The sequence below is a fragment of the Zhurongbacter thermophilus genome (genome assembly GCF_026184435.1).
Taxonomy (GTDB): Bacteria; Coprothermobacterota; Coprothermobacteria; order Coprothermobacterales; family JAADFF01; genus JAADFF01.
In genome coordinates this window covers 750,815-774,736 of the sequence record NZ_CP046447.1, presented here as the reverse complement: position 1 = coordinate 774,736, position 23,922 = coordinate 750,815, and the positions used below count along the sequence as shown (strand labels likewise).

25 protein-coding genes are annotated in these 23,922 nt (G+C 41.4%); 3 read left to right on the top strand and 22 right to left on the bottom strand.

The annotated features are described in order from the left end of the window. The 12 genes from rsmH to GM182_RS03640 form a co-directional block, all read right to left on the bottom strand. The gene (gene rsmH / locus GM182_RS03695; RefSeq protein WP_449187242.1) at window positions 1-882 is read right to left on the bottom strand and encodes a 16S rRNA (cytosine(1402)-N(4))-methyltransferase RsmH; all 882 of its coding nucleotides are present in this window, start codon (window positions 880-882) and stop codon (window positions 1-3) included. An 89-nt stretch (window positions 883-971) separates the two neighbouring features. Beyond that, on the bottom strand, window positions 972-2,816 hold the full coding sequence (gene purL / locus GM182_RS03690) for a phosphoribosylformylglycinamidine synthase subunit PurL (RefSeq protein WP_449187241.1): 1,845 nt from the start codon (window positions 2,814-2,816) through the stop codon (window positions 972-974). Then, window positions 2,806-3,462: a phosphoribosylformylglycinamidine synthase subunit PurQ gene (gene purQ / locus GM182_RS03685; RefSeq protein WP_449187240.1), complete on the bottom strand. Its 657-nt coding sequence runs from the start codon at window positions 3,460-3,462 to the stop codon at window positions 2,806-2,808. Before purQ ends, purL begins: the two co-directional genes overlap by 11 nt. Beyond that, on the bottom strand, window positions 3,459-3,689 hold the full coding sequence (gene purS / locus GM182_RS03680) for a phosphoribosylformylglycinamidine synthase subunit PurS (protein WP_449187280.1): 231 nt from the start codon (window positions 3,687-3,689) through the stop codon (window positions 3,459-3,461). The genes purQ and purS overlap by 4 nt, the downstream gene beginning before the upstream one ends. After that, the gene (locus GM182_RS03675; RefSeq protein WP_449187279.1) at window positions 3,686-4,378 is read right to left on the bottom strand and encodes a phosphoribosylaminoimidazolesuccinocarboxamide synthase; all 693 of its coding nucleotides are present in this window, start codon (window positions 4,376-4,378) and stop codon (window positions 3,686-3,688) included. Before GM182_RS03675 ends, purS begins: the two co-directional genes overlap by 4 nt. Next, complete coding sequence (purE, locus tag GM182_RS03670; RefSeq protein WP_449187239.1) at window positions 4,378-4,848, bottom strand: 5-(carboxyamino)imidazole ribonucleotide mutase; 471 nt, start codon at window positions 4,846-4,848, stop codon at window positions 4,378-4,380. Before purE ends, GM182_RS03675 begins: the two co-directional genes overlap by 1 nt. 27 nt (window positions 4,849-4,875) lie before the next feature. After that, a complete protein-coding gene (purM, locus tag GM182_RS03665; RefSeq protein WP_449187238.1) occupies window positions 4,876-5,811 on the bottom strand; it encodes a phosphoribosylformylglycinamidine cyclo-ligase in 936 nt (311 codons plus the stop codon). A gap of 5 nt (window positions 5,812-5,816) precedes the next feature. Continuing rightward, a complete protein-coding gene (purD, locus tag GM182_RS03660; RefSeq protein ID WP_449187237.1) occupies window positions 5,817-7,004 on the bottom strand; it encodes a phosphoribosylamine--glycine ligase in 1,188 nt (395 codons plus the stop codon). Window positions 7,005-7,016: 12 nt separating this feature from the next. Further along, window positions 7,017-7,916, bottom strand: coding sequence for a phosphoribosylaminoimidazolecarboxamide formyltransferase (locus GM182_RS03655; protein ID WP_449187236.1), 900 nt, complete (start codon window positions 7,914-7,916; stop codon window positions 7,017-7,019). Then, a complete protein-coding gene (purN, locus tag GM182_RS03650; protein WP_449187235.1) occupies window positions 7,876-8,517 on the bottom strand; it encodes a phosphoribosylglycinamide formyltransferase in 642 nt (213 codons plus the stop codon). The genes GM182_RS03655 and purN overlap by 41 nt, the downstream gene beginning before the upstream one ends. Next, window positions 8,510-9,838, bottom strand: a complete 1,329-nt coding sequence (gene purF / locus GM182_RS03645) for an amidophosphoribosyltransferase (protein ID WP_449187234.1) — start codon at window positions 9,836-9,838, stop codon at window positions 8,510-8,512. Before purF ends, purN begins: the two co-directional genes overlap by 8 nt. A 74-nt stretch (window positions 9,839-9,912) precedes the next feature. Then, entirely contained in the window at window positions 9,913-11,079 is a 1,167-nt protein-coding gene (locus GM182_RS03640) for a GGDEF domain-containing protein (protein ID WP_449187233.1), read from the bottom strand. 63 nt (window positions 11,080-11,142) lie between these two features. Between GM182_RS03640 and GM182_RS03635 the strand changes: the two genes are divergently transcribed. Beyond that, a complete protein-coding gene (locus GM182_RS03635) occupies window positions 11,143-11,727 on the top strand; it encodes an IMP cyclohydrolase (RefSeq protein WP_449187232.1) in 585 nt (194 codons plus the stop codon). On the opposite strand, the gene GM182_RS03630 is transcribed toward GM182_RS03635, so the two are convergent. From GM182_RS03630 to GM182_RS03620, 3 genes are all read right to left on the bottom strand, one after another. Next, complete coding sequence (locus GM182_RS03630; RefSeq protein ID WP_449187231.1) at window positions 11,715-12,224, bottom strand: hypothetical protein; 510 nt, start codon at window positions 12,222-12,224, stop codon at window positions 11,715-11,717. The genes GM182_RS03635 and GM182_RS03630 overlap by 13 nt on opposite strands. A 26-nt stretch (window positions 12,225-12,250) precedes the next feature. Continuing rightward, complete coding sequence (locus GM182_RS03625) at window positions 12,251-13,471, bottom strand: 2,3-bisphosphoglycerate-independent phosphoglycerate mutase (RefSeq protein WP_449187230.1); 1,221 nt, start codon at window positions 13,469-13,471, stop codon at window positions 12,251-12,253. Window positions 13,472-13,554: 83 nt separating this feature from the next. Then, the gene (locus tag GM182_RS03620; RefSeq protein ID WP_449187229.1) at window positions 13,555-14,979 is read right to left on the bottom strand and encodes an aminopeptidase; all 1,425 of its coding nucleotides are present in this window, start codon (window positions 14,977-14,979) and stop codon (window positions 13,555-13,557) included. Window positions 14,980-15,035: 56 nt separating this feature from the next. Between GM182_RS03620 and GM182_RS03615 the strand changes: the two genes are divergently transcribed. Beyond that, a complete protein-coding gene (locus GM182_RS03615; RefSeq protein ID WP_449187228.1) occupies window positions 15,036-15,710 on the top strand; it encodes an endonuclease III domain-containing protein in 675 nt (224 codons plus the stop codon). On the opposite strand, the gene GM182_RS03610 is transcribed toward GM182_RS03615, so the two are convergent. The 7 genes from GM182_RS03610 to tyrS are packed head-to-tail and all read right to left on the bottom strand — an operon-like array spanning window position 15,655 to window position 21,514. Then, on the bottom strand, window positions 15,655-16,425 hold the full coding sequence (locus GM182_RS03610; RefSeq protein WP_449187227.1) for an HAD-IIA family hydrolase: 771 nt from the start codon (window positions 16,423-16,425) through the stop codon (window positions 15,655-15,657). The two genes, GM182_RS03615 and GM182_RS03610, sit on opposite strands and share 56 nt — an antisense overlap. Further along, complete coding sequence (locus GM182_RS03605; RefSeq protein WP_449187226.1) at window positions 16,415-17,167, bottom strand: hypothetical protein; 753 nt, start codon at window positions 17,165-17,167, stop codon at window positions 16,415-16,417. Before GM182_RS03605 ends, GM182_RS03610 begins: the two co-directional genes overlap by 11 nt. Window positions 17,168-17,221: 54 nt before the next feature. Then, window positions 17,222-18,238: a thiamine pyrophosphate-dependent enzyme gene (locus tag GM182_RS03600; protein ID WP_449187225.1), complete on the bottom strand. Its 1,017-nt coding sequence runs from the start codon at window positions 18,236-18,238 to the stop codon at window positions 17,222-17,224. A gap of 11 nt (window positions 18,239-18,249) precedes the next feature. Then, window positions 18,250-19,419, bottom strand: a complete 1,170-nt coding sequence (locus tag GM182_RS03595; RefSeq protein WP_449187224.1) for a transketolase C-terminal domain-containing protein — start codon at window positions 19,417-19,419, stop codon at window positions 18,250-18,252. Between the two features lies 1 nt (window position 19,420). Further along, window positions 19,421-19,720, bottom strand: a complete 300-nt coding sequence (locus tag GM182_RS03590) for a 4Fe-4S binding protein (protein ID WP_449187223.1) — start codon at window positions 19,718-19,720, stop codon at window positions 19,421-19,423. Beyond that, window positions 19,713-20,294: a 2-oxoacid:acceptor oxidoreductase subunit gamma family protein gene (locus tag GM182_RS03585; protein WP_449187222.1), complete on the bottom strand. Its 582-nt coding sequence runs from the start codon at window positions 20,292-20,294 to the stop codon at window positions 19,713-19,715. The genes GM182_RS03590 and GM182_RS03585 overlap by 8 nt, the downstream gene beginning before the upstream one ends. A gap of 17 nt (window positions 20,295-20,311) precedes the next feature. Continuing rightward, window positions 20,312-21,514 (bottom strand): tyrosine--tRNA ligase, encoded by a 1,203-nt coding sequence (tyrS, locus tag GM182_RS03580; RefSeq protein WP_449187221.1) that lies wholly within the window; start codon window positions 21,512-21,514, stop codon window positions 20,312-20,314. Window positions 21,515-21,531: 17 nt separating this feature from the next. On the opposite strand from tyrS, the gene GM182_RS03575 reads away from it, so the two are divergent. Next, complete coding sequence (locus tag GM182_RS03575; RefSeq protein WP_449187220.1) at window positions 21,532-23,874, top strand: transglycosylase domain-containing protein; 2,343 nt, start codon at window positions 21,532-21,534, stop codon at window positions 23,872-23,874. The last annotated feature ends 48 nt before the right edge of the window (window positions 23,875-23,922 follow it).

Genomic DNA, 23,922 nt, shown 5'->3' with positions numbered 1-23,922 from the left:
TCACCTCTTTTCGAATATTCGCATTATGGCGCTACGCGCCTTTCTATTATTCTGAATTTCACTCCACTTTGGTCTAATACCATTCTTCTTTACAACTCTTCCCAACCCTTGATGCTTCAGTTCAGAAAATATTCTTTTCACCAGCTTATCCTCAAGGGAATGATAGGTGATAACACCAAGCCTGCCACCACTATTCAATACACTAATAGCTCCCCTTATACCTTTTTCTATGTTGTCAAACTCATTATTAACATAGATACGTAAAGCCTGGAACACCCTTGTGGCTGGATGCTTCTTATCTTTATATGGAACTATATCAGCCACAATGTCAGCAAGCTCTAATGTTGTCTCTATAGGTTTAGCCTTGCGATAGTGAATAATTGCATCTGCAATTTCATCTGCATACGGTTCTTCACCATATGCTGTAAATATATTGACAAGCTTATCTCTATCATATGAATTAACAACATCATATGCGGAGATAGGAGAAATATCTTTGGAAAATCTCATATCAAGAGGTCCTTCACGCATGAATGAAAATCCACGACTTCCCTCATAAACCTGATGAGTAGAGACACCCAAATCAAGTAAAACACCATCCACAGATGATAATTTCATATCATTTACAATATGGGGGATTTCTGCATAAGATGCATGAATAATCTCAGCTCTGGGTTCATGGGAGAACTGTTGTTTCAAAAACGCAATGGCATCTTCATCAACATCAAGCATAATTAAGAGACCATCTGGTGCAAGTTTATGCAAGATATAACGGGAATGTCCACCACTTCCCGCAGTGCCATCAATATACACACCAGATGGTCTTTTTATCAAATACTCTACAACCTCATTAGCAAGTACTGGAACATGCTCTGTATACACCATCCTATAACTATTGTAGAACCCATGGTATGATGTATACAACTATACATATATATGCAATAAAAGTTCACTCAAGTGTCACTTAATATTTAGACCTTCACAACAGCCCCTACTCGGTGCACCGGTATAGTTTTCGATATCTCGTCTATGCAATAATTATTTTCACATACAGCAAGCACCGTAGAATGAACTGGATTAACATCTGGTAAATCGGTAACATTCAAAGCATATCCATACTCAGCAAGAGAATTTTTATAACCTTCTAAACTATTCATATGCGACGGTGCCATAATAAAACATCCACAACTATGAAGTTTTCTTATGACGTCCCAAAGAATACGCTCATACGCAGGCGAAAATCTATCCCATCCAATAGCATAGACATCACCCTCATGAGGTTTTACAACCTCTGCAAGTTTTACCCTTCCAACAAGCCCTATAACCATTGTGGGAGGAATAGGTTTACCACCTGTAGTATTGTAAAGAGAAGCATTTCCTGACACAACAGGGACACCAGCAAACTCGCATGCATCTTTTAAGCCATGCATCATAGCAGATAGGCCCTCTGGATCTTCATCGGGATCTCCGTAGTTGATGCAGTCGGTAATACCCAAGGGCTCACCACCAACAGCAAACGTTTTTCTGACAGCCTCCAGTGTAGCAATGTATGTTCCCCAATATGCATCTTGATAACCGAGATCTCCCCTGCTGTGGGTAACAACACTATAACCATATTCGCTACCTTTAATTCTCATAATAGCCGGTCCAAATCCTGGTGGAAGTACAGTATCTGTTCCTACCATATAATCGTATTGAAAGTAAACATTAGAAGGTTCTACTTCTTTAAATGGAATATGCTTAAACTCTGGTATCTCTCCGGGAGTATACGGATATACATCTTCAAGTGGGGGATTGGTAATAACAGAAACAGGCACTTCCATAACCACTTCGTCTTTATACATAGCCCTATAAACTGGCTCCTGTATAATCTCGCCCAATACAGCTGTCTCAAGAAGATAATAACGGGCTATCTCCATTATCCGCTCTGCCTTTTCAGGTGATGTAAGCACTGCCATACGCTCCTGAGATTCGCTGATAAGAATCTCCCAAGGCTCCATGTCAGGCTCTCTAAGGGGGACCCTGTCAAGATAGACAACGGCACCCAAGTCACCAGCAGATGCCAGTTCCGATGTGGCAGATAGCACACCACCGGCACCAAGGTCTTGGGCCCCCTCAATAAGCCCCTCTTCTTTCATCTTGAGAAAAGCTTCTATGAGCTGTTTTTCCATAAAAGGATCGCCAACCTGGATAGACAACTTTGTGGCCTTTTCACCCTCTAAATCTTCAGATGCAAATGATGCCCCGTGTATTCCATCTCTACCGGTAGCACCGCCAAACAAGACGATAACCTGTCCCGGATAAGAGGCCTTAGATGGTATAACCTTGTCCCTCTCAACTATACCAACGGCCATGGCATTGACGAGGGGATTGTGTTTATAAAACTCAGATATACGAAGTTCACCACCAACAGTGGGTACACCAATAGAGTTGCCATAGTCGGAGATGCCCCGGATAATCCCCTCTGTTACATCTCCCATATGTAGAGAATCAAGAGAGACATGAGGTCTTGCCCCCATGGCAAGAATATCCCTAATAATGCCACCAACACCGGTGGCAGCACCGTTGTATGGTTCAACAGCACTGGGGTGATTATGGCTTTCAATCTTAAATGCCACCGCCCACTTATCATCTATGGGTAACACACCGGCATTCCCCTGAATGGCATTCTCAGCTTTGGGAAGCATCTTTATGTATTTCTTCGTATGACTATAACCACAATGCTCACTCCACATAACGATAAATGCCTCTATCTCTACAGGGGTCGGCTCCCTACCAAGCCTCTTTTTCAACTCATCGTAGTATTTAAACGACACGATTACCACCCCTTATCCAGTCAAGAATAGAAAGGAACACATTTTTACCATAGTCCCACCCCAGAAGCTTCTCCATGGCACGCTCGGGATGTGGCATAAGGCCAAAGATGTTCTTATCCTCCGACAGTATGCCAGCTATCTTTTCATCTGAGCCATTGACATCTTCTACATATCTCAGTGCCACCTTGGGATCTCCTACCTTCACATACCTCCCAAAGGCATGGGCTATGGGAAGCTTAATTTTTTCACCCTGCTTGAAGCGAGATAGGAAAGGATTATCTGTATCTGTTATCTCCAGATCTACCCATTTGCAGATAAAAGTGCCACTGGTATTTTCAAGAAGTCCACCGGGTAAAAGTCCCATCTCCATAAGAACCTGAAAGCCGTTACATATACCAAGCACTAATCCACCTTTTTCCGCATATGCTCTAACACTCTTGGAAACAGGCTCCCTTGCCGCAACAGCACCAGCCCTGAGATAATCACCATATGAAAAACCTCCTGGAAGCACGACAAGGTCATATCCCTTAACATCACCATGCCAGTCTACATATTCAGGGGTAAACCCGGCAAGCTCTAAGGCATAGTAGGTATCCCTATCACAGTTTGTTCCGGGATATACAACAACGGCAGCCTTGGGATTCATATCATCCTCACCTCATACTGTTCCACAACAGGATTAACAAGCAGCTCTTCACATGCCTTTCTTACAATAGCCTCTGCCTCTTCTGGGGAATCTGCTTCAACCTCAATATTGACCGATTTACCTATGCGAAGAGATGTAACAGGCAGGTTATATTCCCCTACAAGAACCTTTCTTATGGTCTCACCACGGGGATCTCTAACATTCCCTTTATACTGAATATCTATCATAAAGTGATATGTTTGCGGCACTGCTCAAGCACCTCCTTATACTTGGCCATGGGATCGCCAAGATTTCTTCTGTATACATCCTTGTCAAATATCTCACCACTACGACGAAGTCTTAAAGTATCTGGAGAAATTTCATCGCCCAAGAGTATTTTTCCATCTTCTGCCTTACCAAACTCAAACTTCATATCCCACAGGTCATATCCCATTTCTTTGAATATATCCCTAAGGGCAAGGGCTATCTCTTTGGCCTGCCTTTCCATCTCTTCTGCATCATCAAGTGATGCAATACCGAGAATAGGTAAATGCTTTTTGCATACCATAGGATCATGTCTCTCATCGTCTTTGACAAAAAACTCAACAAGAGGCTCGGCAAATTCCTCTCCCTCCACACCGCCATATCTTCTGATAAAAGAGCCGGCCTTTTTAAACCTGACAACAACCTCAAGGGGATACATCTTTAAGGGTATAGCCTTAATAACATTAGGGGCTGTAAACTCCACAAACTGGTTATCTATACCTCTGTCTTTCAAAGCCCTCATTAGCCTTGCAGTAATCTCGGCACACATAGAACCCTTTCCAGACATTACATCGTGCTTTTCGCCATCACCAGCAGTAATATCATCTTTAAAATGCAGATACGCATATCCGTCTTTTATCTCTACAATCTTTGTCTTTCCCTCGTATACCATCACAGGTTCACCTCCGCATTAAGTACTTTTTCTCTCTGATTTTGTCTATACTCTCTTAGTTTCTCTTCAATCTCCGGATACTTCAGTGCCATAATCTCTATGGCAAGAAGTGCAGCATTCTTGGCCCTACCAATACCAACAGTGGCCACTGGTACCCCTGGTGGCATCTGGACAATAGACAAAAGGGCATCTACACCCTGTAAAGCCCCTGCCTTTACAGGCAAACCAATGACAGGTTTTAGTGTATGGGCAGCAACAACACCGGGTAGTGCAGCGGCAAGGCCAGCAGCGGTGATGAATACATCTACCTTGTCAGACACAGATTCTACATAGTCCACAAGCTCTTTGGGTGTTCTGTGGGCAGAAAGCACTTTTACATCCACCTCAACACCAAATTCCTTTAAAAGCAAAACTGCTGGACGCACAACATCAAAATCTGATGTACTCCCCATGATAATAGATACAAACACATACATCCCCCCTTAGGTATATTTAGGCTATAAGCCATATTTCACTTCAATAAATGGTGAAACCTTGCCTATAATGAGGGCATCTTCATATATACGAAGCACATGGTCTATATTCTCAGGTGATACCACGACTATGAGGCCAACACCCATATTAAATGTGTTTAGGGCTTCTTCAAAACCCACATAACCGAGTATCCAGTTTATAAAATCACGCTGTGGCAGTCCTATGCGATAGCCCTTATCCCTTAGCACCCTTCTCAGCGCCCTCTTAATACCCCCGCCGGTAACATGGGCTATGGCCTTAACATATGGAAATAGCTGTATGGCCTCTTTGTAGATACGGGTACCTGCAAGGAGGTCAAATGGAAGTTTTTCAATGTCTATATTTTCTTCACCAATAATCTTTCTAATAAGACTCCAACCATTGGAATGAAAACCTGACGAAGGAATACCCATGATGACATCGCCTATTTGAACATCATCTATAGGTAGTTTTTTCTCCCATATACCAATGGCAAATCCAGCGGCATCCCAATGCCCTCTGTCGTATATGTCTGGCATCTCTGCCGTTTCACCGGCAACAAGGTACATATCAACCTCTTCAAGTACTCCAGCAAGTGCCTCTATAAATTTCTTTAAAAACTCACCTATCTCAGAAACCCCAAGATAGTCTAAAAAGGCCAATGGTCTACCGCCTACGGAAACAATATCGTTGTAATTCATGGCCACAAGGTCCATAGCTGCATCTTTAAAACGCTCATATTTCGTATGAAGCAAAATCTTCGTGCCTATACCATCGGCTGTCACAACAATAGGCGGATTGACAAATGACAATATAGAAGCATACCCCGTTGGCTCCTTTATAAGCCAGTCGGGAACACTTACCTTTTCCTTAATGTAGCTGGCAAATTCATCACCCTTTTTCACATCTACACCAGCTTGCCTATATGTATATGTTTTCAATGTTCTCACCTCTCAATAAGCTCTCCGATATCCCTTCTAAAAAATGCACCAGGGAAAGACACAGACTCTGCACACCTGTAGGCCGATGTGCGTGCCTCTTCTGGTGTCATACCTGTCCCCATACAGTGGAAAACCCTGCCACCAGAAACAACCAATTTACCGCTTTCTTCCTTTACACCTGCATAAAATGCAAATCCCGTTGGCTCTTTTTCAATAACCTGACCCTTACGAGGCGATAGTGGATACCCCTCTGAGGCAATAACAACATCTACAGCAAAACACTTAGGAACAATCGGCTGAATGGATTCTCCTCTGTATGCACTTAACACACTACTTACAAAGCCAGAGGGATTCATCATCACAATAACTTCTGTTTCAGGATCCCCCATGCGAACATTGTATTCAAGCACATAAACCTTGTCATCTTTTATCATCAGTCCTATATATAAAAAGCCCTTATAAGAAATACCTTCAGACTTCAGGCCATCAAGTGTCAAGCGATATATATCCTCTATCTGATCTACAATGCCCTTGTCAACATTAATCGGTCCAACAGCCCCCATACCACCTGTGTTAGGTCCCTTTCCACCATCATATGCCCGTTTATAGTCGCGTGTAAAAGGAAACAGTGCAAAATGTTCTCCTGAGGCAACAGCCATAGCAGAAAGCTCAATACCTGGCAAATACTCTTCAACAACTACCGGTCCCTTGACACCTTTCAGAAAAGTTCCCTCTATAAGCATGGAGCCTTTTTCTACAGCTTTTTCAAAGTCATCTTCTATGATTACACCTTTACCACCGGCCAGTCCATCCGCCTTGATTACATAAGGAGGTGAAAATGATTTTAGAGCAGTTTTCAGCTCCTTAGGAGTGTTTACCACAATAAACGGGGCTGTAGGGATACCGTGTTTTTTCATAAACTCTTTTGCCCATATCTTAGAAGACTCAAGACGAGCCCCCCTGCTATCTGGTGCAAAGACATTGTCTTTGCCATCGGCTATACCACCGGCAATATATGTCTCAGATCCGGGAATGACTAAGATATCTTCTTCATCTGGTATTTGAGCAATATTGGTGCCATGTCGTGCAGTGCCAGGATTACCGGGCACATAATAAACATCATAGCCCTCTCTGTAAAAAGCCCATCCCATAGCATGTTCTCTCCCACCACTGCCTACTATAACAATCTTCATATTAACCCCTCCTTAGTGTCTAAATACACGAGACGATGCAGAGTAGAAAGTAATACCAAGCTCTTCGGCCCTCTTTAAAACTTCATTATCTCTTTTAGAACCCAAGGGGGCTACAACAACACTAACCCCTGCTTCTGCCAATATCTCTAACCCATCGGGGAATGGAAAGAAGGCATCAGAGGCGGCAACAGCCCCACGTGCTTTATCACCTGCAAGCGTTGTGGCAATCCACGCCGCCCGTTTCCGAGAGGGTTGCCCTGTACCTATGCCAACAGTGACACTATTTTTTACAATGACAATGGCATTGGACTTTGCACCTTCTACGGCAACATACGCAAGCTTCATATCCATTACAACATCATCGGATATAGGCTTTCCGACCTGTAGCTGAAACTCTAGCGGTGGAAGTATTCTTTCAGAAACAACTAAGGCCCCAAAGGCAGGTTTTCCTACAAAGGCATCGTATCTACTGGGAACTATGAGACGCACTTTCTTTTTTCTAAGATATGCCAGGGCTTCTTCGGTAAACTCTGGGGCTACAATAACCTCCAGATATTTCTTGTAAGATTTGGCAACAGACAAAGTGAATGGAAAGTTCACTGCTAGTATTCCCCCATAGGCAGATTCTGCATCGGCATCTATAGCCTTTCTTACCGCTTCTTCTGGTGTATCGGCCACAGCCACTCCACACGGTGTCTGGTGTTTTAGTGCTACAGCTCCAAACGGTGCTATGTCTTTTAGATGTTGTGCAACAGCCCACGCCGCATCGGCATCAAGTAGGTTGTTGTAAGAAATCCGTCGTCCCTCATGAAGAAGCTGGAATGCCGGTTCACCATACACCCATGCCTTTTCATGAGGATTCTCACCATACCTAAGGGATATGCTCCCCTCTTTCAACTCTGAAAATATCACATGCATCCCCCCTGTTATCTGTAAAAATAACCTTTCTCCCCCGTATTTCATAAGGACAATGAAGCAGCCCATTTATCACCGGTGTATAGAAACGATGTTCTAACCTGTGGATATACTCTTCCAACTTCTCTATATCCCACTCAGGGTTCACCATCAGTGGATACTGAAAGATAATAGGTCCAGTATCTACTCCACTGTCAACGAAATGAATAGTGATACCGGTAACCCTGACGCCATAGTCATAAGCCTGCCTGATAGCATGCATACCAGGAAATGAAGGAAGAAGTGATGGATGAATATTGACAATCTTGCCGAAGTGTTCTTCTACAAACCATCTGGGTATTATCCTCATAAAACCAGCCAGAACTATCAAATGAGGTTTTATAGTATCTATAATCTCATCAAGCACACGAAACCGACGATGTTTAGGTAAAAGAGTATACGGTATACCCAGATACTCTGACCGTTTAATGGCAAACGCATTCTTTTTGTCGGTTATCAACATTGACACAGTAATATCTGTGAAATAAAGGCGTGTCTGCTTGACTATCGCCTCAAAATTTGAACCACTACCTGAGGCAAGCACCACAATGTTATACACCACTATCCACCTCGGGTACCCATGTATCGTAGTGTCCGTTTAGACATGCAAGGCATACATCCTCTCTACCCACAGCTTTGATAAGTCCTTCTATTGAAAGGTAAAACAGCTCATCTGCTCCTATAGTTTCTCGTATCTCCTCGACAGTATGGTCAGAGGCTATAAGTTCTCTGCGTGTAGCCGTATCTATTCCATAAAAGCATGGATATTTCACAGGTGGTGAATGTATACCAACAATGACCTTTCGTGCACCAGCCTCTCTGAGCATAGAAACAATAACCCCCATCGTACTTCCCCTTACAATAGAATCATCTATAAGAAGAACATCTTTATCCTTAACAACTTCAGGTATAGGTATAAGCTTTTTCCTAACAGAAGACTCTCTATCCGTGGGCATAATAAATGTGCGTCCCATATATCTGTTTCTCATGAGGCCAAAGTCCATGGGGATACCAGATTCAGATGAAAAGCCTAAAGCCCCAGACAAGCCTGAATCAAGCACCGGTATAACGATATCGGCCTGTATCTTGTGCTCTTTATAAAGCCATCTTCCCATTTCAAATCGGGCCTTGTGAACATTAATACCTCCAAGATTAGAGTCTGGTCGGGCAAAATAGATATACTCGAACACACAAAATCTTCCTGGCCTATCTACAGATAGTTTTTGTATTTTAGGGGACTTACCTTTCTCCAATATAATAACCTGACCTCTTTCTACTTCTGTAATATCGGAAGCCCCTAAGACTACAAGGGCAGAATCCTCAGATGCCAAAACATATCCCCCGTCGTATTTCCCCCAAAATAACGGTCTATATCCATAAGGATCTCTGGCACCTATCATAAAATCTTCGTTAAGCACCAAAAGGCTATATGCCGCAGGAACAGTTTGCAATGCCCACAATACACTTTCAAGAGAATCTTCAAATGGAGCTATAGATACATAGTGAAGAAAAAGTTCAGAATCTACTGTTGTAGAAAAAACTGCTCCTCTTTCTAAAAATGTTTCCCTTCTATGAGATGCATCAGGTATTGTACCATTATGAGCTATCGCAAGCTTACCCTTACCTGTATATCCAACAAGGGGTTGTATTTCCTCAGGTCCTCCTACTGTGGAGTATCTGACATGCCCTATACCTGTATGTCCTTCAATAAAACTTTTTTCTGTAAGCACTTCTTTGACAAGCCCATGCCCTTTTACACTGGTAAAGTTATCCATTACAATACCAACAGATTCTTGTCCTCTATGCTGAAGATGCAACAAAAGGTCATGAAGCACAAAAAAAGCTCTTTCAACATCAAAAGCACCAGCAATACCGCACACACCGCATTCCCCCCAATTGTCCCCCGCTTTGATGTGGATATTATAGCAACTAATAACTAAAACGGCAATAGAATTTATTTAACAAACACTCTATTACGGCCATCTTCTTTGGCTTTATATAAGTTATTATCCGCTCTTTTCAGAGCTTCAGTAACAGACTCTCCAGATTGGGGAGATCCAAGTGTCCCCCCGATAGAAATTGTTATATGCAAACTTCCCCCATAGTAATTTACAGGCTGTTCAGCTACAAACAGTCTAATAGCCTCTGCATACTTTCTTACCTGTTCTCTACTGCCAGCATGAAAGGCTACCACAAACTCTTCTCCACCATAGCGTCCGATAATGGCACCTTTAGGAGCGGCTTTTTTGATACGCAAGGCTATTTCCTTCAAAACAATATCCCCAACATCATGGCCATATGTATCATTAACATGCTTAAAATGGTCTATATCACACATCAGCACACCAACCGAAGAATCCGTATACTTTGACAAATCCCAAAGCATTGATAAAGATTCCATAAGTTTCCCCCGAGTTAATACATTGGTTAGCGCATCGTAAAATGCAATCTCAGACAAGTATACAGAGCGAAGAAAAGGAATAAGAATATAAAGAAGAAGAGCTAAAAGCTCAGGTTCAACTCTCACATGTATATCCTTTTCAGCAAGAAATCCTATAAAGAATATACCGTTGTCAGTAGTATATGTATGAGGATATACATAATGCCCGTTAAGACGCTCCTTAGTAAATGGTTTATATATACTTCTCTCAACAATATCGTTAAGTTTTTCCTCGCTCACATAATCCGGAGCGTATATGCGATGAACTTTTTCATCGTATACAGCAAGTATTAAATCTGTCAGTTGTGTCTCAGATGTAATAACATCTATAACTTTCTTTATACCTTCTCTATCAGTAGATGCTGCAGCGAGAACAGACAAGGTATGAGTTAATGTTCGGAGAACGGTAAGCTTCGCTGCTAAATCATCGTATAATTCGTGAGACATTCCATAGATACTAAAAAGTTTACTGATAACATGCTCCCAATCATATTGTCTTTCATCTTCATAATAAATATGATATATTCCACTAGGAAAAACCAAGCCGTCATCGTGAAGGGCATGCTTCAGCATATATCCATTCTTTTCAAGAATAGTCTTGACACTTTCCTCAACAATATCAGGTTCAATGTATGGTACCATCGCATCAACAATCTCAGAAAGCATATTATGTTTTAACACATCTCTCCCCTCCACAGCACCTTTCTTGTTATCATTATACAAACTATGAAAGGGGGAAAGGATATGTACCACACAGCTTTGTTATCTGTATCTAACAAATCAGGGATTGTTCCATTTGCTAAAGTTCTTCATACACATGGCATAAAAATCATTTCCACGGGAGGAACAGCAGAGCTATTGTGCCAAAACAACATACCAGTATTGCCTATAAGTAGCTACACAGGATTTCCGGAGATTATGGGAGGTAGAGTGAAGACGCTTCACCCTAAGGTATTTGGTGGAATATTGGCACGAAGGCATCTGCCGGGAGATATGAAAGATCTTGAAGCCATAGGTGGTCAACCAATAGACATCGTGGTTGTAAATTTATACCCGTTTGAAAAAATGTCTGAAGAGAAGATTCCTGAAGATAGGTTGCTTGAGTACATTGATATTGGTGGAGTATCCCTTATCAGGGCTGCTGCTAAAAACTACCAAGATGTTATTGTTCTTATAGACCCTTCTGACTACGAGGTTATTGTGAAATATATCCAACAAAACAAAGAGATACCAATAGAAATAAGAAAACAGCTCGCACTAAAGGCTTTTAGACGTACATATATGTATGACAAGGCTATATATGAAACCCTAACTAACTATTCATTATGAATAACAAGCACCTTACCGTTCTGGTACATATCAACCTTACGCCCCAATATTTCGGCTACTTCCCTGACAGGAGCCATGCATACATAATTCTTGCACAGGACCTTGTGAAGCAGATAAGTAGAACCAAACGACAGTACGACATTTTTACTGTCCTCTTGGAACATTAATTTCTTGCCAGCAACAGAAAGAATAATGTCTCTAGGATTGTCAAGCATTACACCATAGCTAACATTTCCATAACCTCCAAACACAATAGGCATATCATCAATACGCATATATAAAACACCATCTATAATCTCGGGAGGGTAAATTTTATAATAAAGCCCCCTACGCGTAAATGCGTAGGGGGTTCCTGCACTAATGGTTATCTGCTTAATATAAATCTGGGGGAGCTGCTTGCTAACTTTGGCTTTATAATATTCCATTCCAATCAGCGCCGATAAAATAATGACTCCTATCAGTGTGAAAATAGCCAGCACCTTCAGAAACTTACTCACAGCAGTTCCCCCCTTATTTCAAATATTTACGCTCCAAATTTGTGAGCTTTGTCAGAAAGATCCATTAGCATAGGCATTATATCAAATCCCCTTATACGACCAAGTCCTCCCATAGCCGCTTCTCTCTCGGAAAAGTGAAGAGTACCATCTGTACGGATATTGGGAGCATAAAGAACCAGTGGTACAGGATCACCAGAGTGATCTCCTTTGGTAACAGGTGTGCTATGATCTCCTGTAATTGCTATAACAAGGTCTTTCTTATCAAGCACCATTTCAAACATTTTATCGGCCTTCTCTATCATTTCCACTTTCTTCTCAAAGTTCATATCATGGCCAGCTACATCTGTTGCCTTAAAGTTGATAAACGCAATATCACCATCTTCTTCATAAAGGAATTTTAATGCACGCTCTATCTTTACCATCGGATTAGTATCGTAGCCACCAGTAGCACCCTCAAGGTCAGGAGCTGGAAGACCTGCAAAACGGCCAAGTCCTTTCAATAGAGCTACCCCTGCAATAAAGATCCCCTTGATACCCCATTTATCTTCAAAAGATTGGAGATGTGGAACCTTACCTGGGCCTCGAGGAAGTACTATGTTGGCAGGAGGTAATCCTTGTTTTTCCCTTTCTTTATTTAGGGGATGATCTTTCAAAATCTCATAGGATTTTCTAATAAATTTATTGACAATCTCTGCAGTACGTTTAGCTTCAGGTGTATCATCTAAGGGTTTAACTTCCAAAACAGGCTTACCTACCTCGTGGGGATCGGCATCTGTAATTTTGTCAGAAAGGCCTTCACCACGGAGCACAAGAGCCCCCCTATGCTCAACCGTTGCCTTTAAAATAATTTTCACTCCATCTATTTCCATGCCATCCAAAGCCTCAGCAAGTGGACGGGCATCTTTTATACGGCCAGCTCTTCTATCTTTAATAATCCAATTCTCATCCACCGTGGCAAAATTTACCCTAAAACCAATATCGCCAGGCTTTACCTCTATACCTGCCCCCATGGCTTCCAATGGACCACGACCTGTATAAGATTTATACGGATCATATCCCATCAGACTAAGATGGGCTGTATCTGATCCCGGAATAACACCGGGTGATATAACATCTACAATACCTTGAACACCATTTTTTGCAATGAAATCCATGTTAGGTTTAACTGCTACTTCCAGAGGGGTTCTACCGTTTAGCACACGATCTCCTACTCCATCTAATATGACGAATAATATCTTTTTAGACATATACATCACCTCCTTTTACATTCTACTCCAAAAGTTAAGGGGCGGACACATGCCCGCCCCCTATATATACCAGTTTATGCAACTTACTTTGTATACTTCTCGTAAAAGACTTTGAATGCCTTATAGGAATAATAGGTATCGATAACAGAAACAACTTCAAATGGTGTATGCAATCCGAGAACGGCAGGACCTATATCTACAACATCGGCACCTCTATTGGCGAAGTCACCTGCGACAGTGCCACCTCCACCTTCATCAACTTTCCCAAGTTCTCCAGTCTGCCACACAACACTGTTATCTTTAAAGAGCTTCTTCATCTTTGCATAAAACTCCGCATGGGCATCATTAGCATGATACTTACCACCAGAACCTGTATATTTCGTTAAAGTAACACCGTACCCCAAATATGGGGAGTTAGAAGGATCATATGCCCCTTTCCACAGAGGATCATACGCAGCATCAACATCTGCAGAAAGTACCGCAGTACTGTCCCATGCTAGCATAAGTGTACGTGCATCAGTGGATTCCCCTGTCAGATAAAGAAGATCTGCCAAAGTTCTATCAACAAAGTAACTTGCAGAAGATGTGTTACCAACGCTACCAATCTCCTCTTTATCGAAGAACATAGCTATTGCTGTTCTCTGAGGTACACCCTCAATATCAAGAAGAGCCGCAAGAGATGTATAACCGCAAACACGATCATCATGACCAAAGGCACCAATAGCACCTTTATCAAGACCTACATAACGGGCAGACCAAGCAGGAACAAGCTGAAGTTCCGCACCCACAAGATCCTCTTCTGTAATACCGTATTTGTTGTAAAGAAGCTTAAGAATATACTTCTTAACCTTGTCCTTCTCCTTTTCATCGAGTTCTGTATCAGGCACACTACCAACCAGTGGATCAAGATTTTCACCAGGAACAGCCTCGCTAATATTCTTACCCAACTGAATCTTACGGGCTATATGAATGGCAATATCTGTAATGGTTAACACAGGATCACTTTCGTCTTCACCTATAACAACTTCTACAACTTCACCATCAGATTTGACAACAACACCATGAAGTGCCAGTGGAATAGCAGGCCATGTAAATTTCTTAATTCCACCATAGTAGTGACTATTGATGTATGCAAGCTCACTGTCTTCATAAATAGGATACGGCTTAATATCAATATGTGGTACATCAACATGAGATGCAACAATATTCACACCCTTGGATACAGGATCCTTCCCCACTACGGCAGCAGTCAAAAACTTATTCCTGAAGTTCCAGTAAACCTTATCACCGGGCTTTAAGGATTCTTTTTTGTCAATAGAGACGAAGCCCTCTTCTTCAAGAATACGAATTGATTCCTTCACAAACTCCCTCTCTGTTTTTACCTTGCTCATAAATGAAATGTACTTGTCAGATAATTGATAAGCTTTCTCTCTCTCCTCGGAGGTAATAACCTCCCACCCATTTTTCTTTTCTAGTACATAAGGTAGCTTTTTCTTCTCTTCTGCCATATACTACCCCTCCCTTCCTTGAAATAACGCTGCACGATATTTATAATATCACTACTATGAATAGATTTATGCACATATATAAACAGCTAAAGCAAATGTACGGAGCGCAAAAAGCTTGGTGGCCGGGAGAAACTCCATTTCATATTGCTATAGGAGCAATTCTTACACAAAATACAACATGGACATCAGCATATAAAGCACTTCAGAACTTAATATGTCAAAATCTTGACACTCCTCAAGCCCTATATAACACAGACATAGAGAATATCAAATCACTCATCAAACCGGCCGGATTCATGAACCAGAAAGCAGGCTATCTGAAAAACTTAGCTATATTTACATGTGAACACCTCGATTGCTGTATAAGAAACCTTAAGAAGCTTTCCCACCCAAGAGAAGCGCTGTTGTCTGTTAAGGGGATTGGGAAGGAAACAGCCGATTCTATACTATTATATGCTCTTGATATGCCATACTTCGTTGTAGATGCATACACAAGAAGGATATTTAGCAGGTTATCACTCGTAAATGAAAAGGAACCATACGATAATATAGCCCAGACGTTTATGTCTGCGCTACCCCAAGATGCAGAACTGTACAAGGAATATCATGCTCTCATAGTAGAACACGCTAAACGTAGATGTAAGAAAAAAAGCCCTCTATGCGAGGGCTGTCTTCTTAAAGACCTATGTCTTTTACAAACGACAGAAGATCCTTATAGACAGGATATTTAAAATCCTTTGGTATCTCTTCCTTTTTTGTAGCTCCTGTAAGGACTAAAACAGCGTTTGCACCAGCATTCTCGGCTGCCATGATATCTGTAGATATCCTATCGCCCACCATAACAGCTTCATCTACAGAAAAACCGTAGTGATGAGAGGCAAGTTGTATCATCCAACCTGAAGGTTTACCTAAGATTATCGGCTTAACCCCTGTAGCTATCTCAATACTTCCAACGATGGCTCCTGCCCCAGGTCTTGCCAGACCATCTTCAGTTACTATAGATGGATCGGGATTGGTGGCTATAAATTTAGCCCCTTTCAGTATTGCCTTAGTTGCTCTTTCCAGTTTTGAATATGTCACATATTTGTCAAATGAAACAACAACAGCATCTACATCTTCCGAATCAAAAGGCGAAACTCCTGACTCTACAAGAGCTTCTATAACACCAAATGATGCAACTGGAAACGCAGTATTAAATGGATTTTCTCTTATGTATTCCCGCAGTGCTGATATGGAAGAAAAAACTTCATCATGAACAATATTGTATCCCATTTCTTGTAGCTTTTTCGCAAGATTTTTTTCACTATGAATAGCATTATTGGTAAGGACAACAACATTATAACCAGCCTTTTTTATACGATTTACAGCCTCAATAGACGTTTTGATAGGTTCCTTACCCCTAATGAGTACCCCATCCATATCCAAAAGAAAATACTTATATTTCACCACTACACCACTCCTTATATGTTCGTTTTAAACCATCATAGGCAACAGATACATATTGCTCATAAAGGAATTCCCTATCTTTATAGATGGCATACCATACCTCTTCAAATAGGTCTATAGGTAAGTTCATAACAATACCATGCCGATAAAACTTTCGTCTGGCAATTTCGTAAAGTGATCGAACAAAGCATCGCCTATCATGGTATTTTCCCAAGGATAAGGTTAAGTAATCTACATAGGCATCTTTAAGATTTCTGGCAAGATTGAGTCCCGATTCTATAATCATCTTCTCCACAACATCCCATTTTACATTCCATGAATATACGTCTTTAACATGAGCAATAAGAGATTTATCCCACTGCTCATGTAGATATATATCAACAGATGCCTCTACCATATTATGAAAAACCCAAGGTACAAGTCCTTTAGGTAGTGGATAATAAAGATGTTTGGTAGTATATTTCCAAGCCGTATAAAAAGCCCAGCCCCAGGGAATATTCTTAAAACCGACATCGGAGTAAAAATCCACCCCCGGTGGATACTCTCCATGTAGCATAGCACCAATAGTAATACCATGGCATTTCCCAAGTGTATTCTTAATAAAGTGAGCAGCACTATGACTACGAGACCATCCACATCCTGTAAGTCTTAAAACATCGGGAAGCAATGATCCAAGAATTAGATTATCATCAATAGTACCGTGGATGTCAACAACCGCTTTGACATGCATTAGCGGAAACATATGCACCTCACTCCTTATAAGAAGTGGGGAGCCGAAGCTCCCCACAACACCCTATTATCCCTGCTGTCTTGTAAGCGGCGGAACCCAAGTCCAAAGGCCTTTTTCCTTGGTCATTTCTTCCATTCTTACGAGATAATCCCAATATTCATCTACTGCCTCCTGGAGCATTTTAACAATATGCTCATTGCCAGGTTTCAGTAGGTGAGCAAAACGACCTTCCATCTTGAGCCACTCTTCAATAGGAAGTTTCTTTGGTGGCTTCATTGTAATTCTCCACTGTCCCTGCTCTATTTCAAACAGTGGCCAGTAGTATGTTTCCCAAGCTTTCTTAGTAACCTCAACAGATTTTTCTGGTGGGAACCTGTGTCCCCTTGTACAAGAGGAATAGATAGCCATAAATGTTGGACCATCGTAAGACAGAGCCTTTCTCACCTTCTTCATAAGGTCAAATGGCTGACCTGGTATGGCCTGGGCTACATATGGAATACGGTGGAATGCCACAATATCAACAATCCTCTTCTTCATCTGAGGTTTACCGGGAATTACGCTACCGGCAGGAGATGTTGTTGTATTAGCACCCAAAGGTGTGGAAGAAGATCTCTGAATACCAGTATTCATGTAAGCCTCATTGTCGTAAAGCACATAAAGAAGCTGATGGCCTCTTTCAAGGGCACCAGAAAGAGCCTGGAAACCGATATCGTATGTACCACCGTCTCCACCAAACACGATGAATCTGAATTTCTTATTGAGTCTTCCTTTTCTCCAAAGGGCTCTATATGCCGCCTCTATACCAGATGCAACAGCTGCGGCGTTTTCAAATGCCACATGAACCCATGGTACATTCCAAGATGTATATGGATAAATGGAAGTGGCAACCTCTAAGCAACCGGTTGCATTAACCACAACTATTTGATACTCATCAGACTGAGCAGCAGCCAGAACCTGTCTAACAACTGTACCAGCATTACAACCAGCACACAGACGATGACCACCAACGAATGGCTGGTCTTTCACACCACGACTTGCCAATTCTTTTACTTCTGGAAGAGTTATATTAAAGTTATTTGCCATCCCTCATCACCTCACTCTCTCACTGTGATCCACTTAATCTGCTGGTCAAAACCACAACCCTTAACGGCCTTGAGACCATCTTCAAAGACCTGCCTAATATGAGATGGTTTAATATCTCTACCACCAAGGCCATAGATATAGTTGGCCATGTATGGTCTGCATGGCAAGTCATTCATGGCTGCAGAAATCTCTTCAAACAGTGGACCACCAACGCCACCATAGGTATAAGCTCTATCCATTATCATTACCGCATCGGCCGTTCTCAGAACACCAATAATATCATCCTTGGGAACGGGCCTGAAGAGGCGAATTTTAAGAAGACCTACTTTGTGACCCTCGGCTCTCATTTGGTCTACAACAACTTTGGCTGTACCAGCTGTAGAGCCCATAGCAACCATGATAACCTCGGCATCATCTGTCATATACTTCTCCACAGTATCGTAGTATCTGCCAGTAAGATCACCATACTCCTTACCAACTTCTTTTACAATATCAATGACCTTATCATAGTCTGCAGCTTGCTTTCTCTTAAACTCAATATAGGAATCCTGCAGTGCAAGAACACCAATTGTTAGTTTCTCATCGAAAACGGAATAATCAGGTTTCTTCGGACCAATAAATTTCTGAACCTCTTCCTTTTCAAGAACCTCAGCTACTTCGACAGCATGAGAAGTAATAAAACCATCATAAGATGTAATAATTGGGAACTTAGCCCTTTCTGCAATAGGAATAGATTGGATGATATTATCATATGCCTCTTGTGCATCTTCTGCAACCATAATAATCCAACCTGCATCTCTAATAGAAGAGATATCCATATGGTCACCATGAATATTAATAGGACCAGACAGAGCACGAGAGGCTACAACAACAGATATGGGAGCTCTGGCAGAAGATGCGATATGAAGGATCTCGTTCATAAGAGCAAGGCCCTGAGAAGCGGTAGCTGTCATAACTCTGGCACCGGCAGTGGCAGCACCAAGACATGCAGAAATAGCAGAGTGCTCACTCTCTACAGGTACAAACTCTGTTGTAACCTCACCATTGGCAACATACTTAGAGAACTCCTGAACAACCTCTGTAGAAGGGGTAATAGGATAAGCGGCAACAACATCAGGATCAATTTGGGCCATGGCAAACGCTGCCAGCTGGTTAGTCTCCATTGCTATTTTCTTTCCCATATCACTTCACCTCCGGTACCATTTCAATGGCTTTGACCGGGCACTCATTGGCACATACACCACAACCTTTACAATGGTCATAGAAGAACCCGGTCATCTTTCCGTCCTCAACAACAACGGCATTATCAGGACATACAAGCCAACAAATCATACAGTGAACACATTTATCTAAATTAACTTCTGGTCTAAATGTTCTCCATCCTGCAGTAATATAGTCAAATCCCTGTGGCTGATCTTTTACTTCTACATGAATACCATCAGGAAACTCTTTCCAAGACTTGGGCATAAGATCCTTAGCCATCTATTCTCACCTCCTGATAGCCCCTTTCAAGGGCCTTAAGGTTACCTTCAACAATTTTCTCTGTAAACTTTTCGGAGAATTTATGTTTAAGTTTTTCCTCAACAGATTCAAGTGGAAGCAAGTTTGTAACCTTAATTAAAGCACCAAGCATAGGAACATTAGGTATTGGTCTGCCAATAGTATCGAGAGCAATACCTGTTGCATCAACAGTTGCCAGTTTTCCTTTGAAGCCTGGAAGCTTCTCTCTAAATACAGCAGGCTCCATTGCGCTGTTGATAATGACGATACCCTTTTCCAAGTCAACACCTTTCAATATATCAATGGTGCCAACAAGTGTTGGGTCAATAACAACAATAATATCAGGATTCTCTACACCACTGTGAATAAGAATTTTCTCATCGCTAATTCTTGTATAGGCTGCCATAGGGGCACCCATTCTCTCTGGACCATATTCTGGGAAAGCCTGTATATACTTTCCGAGGTCCATTGCAGCTTCAGCAAGCAGATAAGAGGCGGTTTTTACACCTTGACCTGCTCTACCATGCCATCTAATTTCAAGAATGTTTTCAATCATGTGCTTCACCTCCTGAGCTATACGATTTTATAGAAACGCTTCTTACCGATCCTCAAGACCTGAGGCTCATCTTTATGATACAACACATATGCAATATCAGTTATTGTATTACCATCAAGCTTAATTCCGCCTCCCTTGATAATTCTCTTGGCTTCACCTTTAGAACCAAGCAGACCTGCTTTAACCAAAAAGTCAACAAGTCTAATCTCCTCTGCATCAGGAGCAACATCGCTAAACTTGATTTCTGGCATCTCATCGGGTATTTCTTTTTTAGAAAAGACTTTTATGAAATGTTCTTGCGCCTCTGCAGCAGCATCTTCGCCATGGAAGAAAGCTGTAATAGTATATGCAAGTTTCATTTTTGCATCTCTGGGATGTCCTTTTAGTATCTCTTCTATCTCTGCATCGCTAAAGTCTGTCAGGAGTTCATAATATTTCTTCATTAAGGCATCAGGGATACTCATAATCTTTCCAAACATATCTTTAGGAGCATCGTTAAATGCCACATAGTTACCAAGAGATTTAGACATCTTCTTAACACCATCGAGACCTTCAATGATAGGCATAGTAAAGACAACTTGAGGATCCTGTCCATATTCTCTCTGAAGATCTCTACCAACAAGTAAATTAAATATTTGGTCGGTTCCTCCCATCTCCACATCTGCTTCAAGGGCTACTGAGTCATAACCTTGAAAAAGGGGATACAAAATCTCATGTATATATATGGGTATACCTGCCTTCATTCGCTTATCAAAATCGTCTCTCTCTAAAATACGGGCAACAGTATATTTAGATGCCAGTTTTGTAATAACATCCGCAGCCCCGAGAGGTTCGAGCCATTGGCTATTATAAACAACTTCCGTCATTTCAGGAATAAGTATTTTATATACCTGTTCCAAGTATGTCTTTGCATTTTCCCGAATCTGATCTCTTGAAAGGGGCTTTCTCGTCTTATTTCTACCTGTAGGATCTCCAATCATTGCAGTAAAATCACCAATAACAAAATAAACCTTAGCCCCGAAATCTTGAAACTGTCTCAGTTTTCTAAGCACAACAGCATGTCCCAGATGTAAATCTGGAGCTGTTGGATCTGCACCCAACTTCACCCTAAGAGGCCTACCTTCTTTCTCTGCCTTTTTGAATTTCTCAACAAGTTCAGCAGGGGAAATTACCTCGGCGGTGCGACTAACAAGTTTTTCAACCTTTTCTTCAATTGTCATATGAGTCACCTCCAACATTGCCTGTAATACTATATGCTATAATTTTAACTGTTATGGGAAGAAAAAACAAACAGACAAGTCATACACTAAAAAAGTTTTTGCATGTATTGTGGAGCATAGCTCATTCACTTATCTTGGTGTTTATCATTATATCTTTATCACTAGTACTCGCAGCCTCTGCTATTGCTATCAATATCATATCCGAGTACTCTATGAAGCTGCCAGATCCTAAAAATCTTCAAATTGAAGTTGGTAAACCCTCTGTCATTTACGATAGAAATGGCACTAAACTCATCACATTAGGTAGTAGGAATAAATACGTTCCACTTAATGAAATATCACCATATCTAAAAAAAGCTGTTATAGCAGTAGAAGATCATTATTTCTACGAACACCCCGGTGTATCTATAAAAGGCCTTCTTAGAGCCATCTATGTCAATATTCGGTATGGTGGGGTCAAGCAAGGAGCTAGCACCATAACACAACAGTTGGCACGAACAATATATAACCTTGGAATGGAAAAGCATATAACACGAAAAATTAAAGAAGCTATACTGGCTGTAAGACTCGAGCAGAGATACACGAAAGACGAGATCTTGGAGATGTATCTCAATACTGTATATTTAGGTGCTGGTTGTTATGGGGTAGGATGTGCCAGTCTCACATATTTCGGTAAAAGCACAGCTAGCCTTACCCTTTCAGAAGCAGCTATGCTAGCTGGTATTATTAACAGTCCTTCTGCTCTATGCCCTCTCTATAACTATAATGGTGCATGGGAAAGGGCAAAGGTAGTACTCCAAAAAATGTATGAATATGGTTACATAACTAAAGAGCAATATGAAGAGGCATTGAAAAACCCTCCTAAGATACAACCATACAGTCAATTAGCAGAATACAAAGACCCATCTGTGAATTATTTTCTTACCTATATTATCCCGAAACTTATAAAGAAATTCGGAGAAGAAACAATATACAAGGGTGGCCTGAAGATATACACAACATTAGATGTAAAAATACAAGAATCAGCAAGTACCTCTCTGAAATATTCTCTGAAATATTTTAGAGAAAAATGGCTCAACGGAAAAATACCATACGATGAAGTTGGCGATAAAAAAATCCCACAACCTCAGGGAGCTATCGTAGTTATAGACCCTAAAACGGGTGATCTTCTTGCAATGATAGGCGGAGAAGATTTTAACATCACCAAATTCAACAGGGCTATCGCAAAACGACAAACAGGTTCGGCCATTAAACCCATTATTTATGCTACAGCACTGGACTATAAAATATCTATGCCCGGTGACTACTGGGAAAGCAAACCCCTGGAGCTAAAAGTTCCTGGAATGAAAGATCAATGGTCTCCTAAAGAATTTAACGGTAAATATTGGGGTTGGATTTCTATGCGAGAGGCACTCATAGAATCATCAAATCCCGTAACAGTACAAATAGGTATGGCACTCGGGCTCAATGCCTTTCGATACAGAGCACAGCTTATGGGCATTCAAACAGAAATTCAACCATATCTATCCTCATTTTTAGGTGCCACAGATTTAAGCCCAATAGAAATGGCATACGGATATGCGCCCTTTGCCAACGGAGGAAAAGCCGTTGTACCACGATACCTACTAAAAGTAATTGATAATAAAGGCAATACTATATGGCAATCCAAACCAAGTGCAGTTCAGGTATTATCACCTGATGCTCATTACCTTGCAGTAAACCTACTCGAGGATGTCTTTAAACATAAGATATATGCGAAAAGGCTTAATAAGGACAAATGGGAATTAGGAGGTAAAACTGGAACAACAGATGAAAAGAAAAATGCTTGGTTTATAGGATTTGGTGGCGATTTTGTCGCAAGTGTATACATAGGTCTTGATAAGTATGACATGAAACTTCCCTACAAGGCGCGTACCTTTATGATGGGACCAGGTATAGCAGCATACACATGGGGTACCCTACTTGGCGAATTAGAAACAAAAAAGCTATTTCCAGGTTCACCTATACCTAAAATTAAAGAGGAAAATACGGACATTATGTCTCTATCTCGTTGCAAACCCTATGGAGAACGAGATAATGGAAATAACAAGGACATATATCTCGTCAATGCAGCTCCGGAAGGCAACTGTGTACCAGATTCTTCCTGGCTACTCGTAGGAGTAGACTTTTTAGCTGGAACCTATACCTTCCCAGAATGCGATGAATTTTCAATGATGACACCAGCAATGGTACCCTATGAACAACTACAAAATATGTCATTTGTATGTAACATCTCCGCAACAGGACAGGTATCCCCGGTCGGCACAGCAAGTACCTCATCTACCACAACAACTTCTACGACTGCTACGACAACGCCATAAATAGGTAACAGGGAAATAGACATAAATCACAAGAAGTTTTTCAATTCA

What these genes read in the sequence shown, in the direction of transcription:
- purQ (WP_449187240.1), bottom strand. Translation starts at nt 3,462, where the DNA reads ATGAATCCCAAGGCTGCCGTTGTTGTATATCCCGGAACAAACTGTGAT.
- purS (WP_449187280.1), bottom strand. Translation starts at nt 3,689, where the DNA reads ATGATAGATATTCAGTATAAAGGGAATGTTAGAGATCCCCGTGGTGAG.
- GM182_RS03675 (WP_449187279.1), bottom strand. Translation starts at nt 4,378, where the DNA reads ATGGTATACGAGGGAAAGACAAAGATTGTAGAGATAAAAGACGGATAT.
- purD (WP_449187237.1), bottom strand. Translation starts at nt 7,004, where the DNA reads ATGAAGATTGTTATAGTAGGCAGTGGTGGGAGAGAACATGCTATGGGA.
- GM182_RS03635 (WP_449187232.1), top strand. Translation starts at nt 11,143, where the DNA reads ATGTACCACACAGCTTTGTTATCTGTATCTAACAAATCAGGGATTGTT.
- GM182_RS03625 (WP_449187230.1), bottom strand. Translation starts at nt 13,471, where the DNA reads ATGTCTAAAAAGATATTATTCGTCATATTAGATGGAGTAGGAGATCGT.
- GM182_RS03620 (WP_449187229.1), bottom strand. Translation starts at nt 14,979, where the DNA reads ATGGCAGAAGAGAAGAAAAAGCTACCTTATGTACTAGAAAAGAAAAAT.
- GM182_RS03615 (WP_449187228.1), top strand. Translation starts at nt 15,036, where the DNA reads ATGAATAGATTTATGCACATATATAAACAGCTAAAGCAAATGTACGGA.
- GM182_RS03605 (WP_449187226.1), bottom strand. Translation starts at nt 17,167, where the DNA reads ATGTTTCCGCTAATGCATGTCAAAGCGGTTGTTGACATCCACGGTACT.
- GM182_RS03600 (WP_449187225.1), bottom strand. Translation starts at nt 18,238, where the DNA reads ATGGCAAATAACTTTAATATAACTCTTCCAGAAGTAAAAGAATTGGCA.
- GM182_RS03595 (WP_449187224.1), bottom strand. Translation starts at nt 19,419, where the DNA reads ATGGGAAAGAAAATAGCAATGGAGACTAACCAGCTGGCAGCGTTTGCC.
- GM182_RS03590 (WP_449187223.1), bottom strand. Translation starts at nt 19,720, where the DNA reads ATGGCTAAGGATCTTATGCCCAAGTCTTGGAAAGAGTTTCCTGATGGT.
- GM182_RS03585 (WP_449187222.1), bottom strand. Translation starts at nt 20,294, where the DNA reads ATGATTGAAAACATTCTTGAAATTAGATGGCATGGTAGAGCAGGTCAA.
- tyrS (WP_449187221.1), bottom strand. Translation starts at nt 21,514, where the DNA reads ATGACAATTGAAGAAAAGGTTGAAAAACTTGTTAGTCGCACCGCCGAG.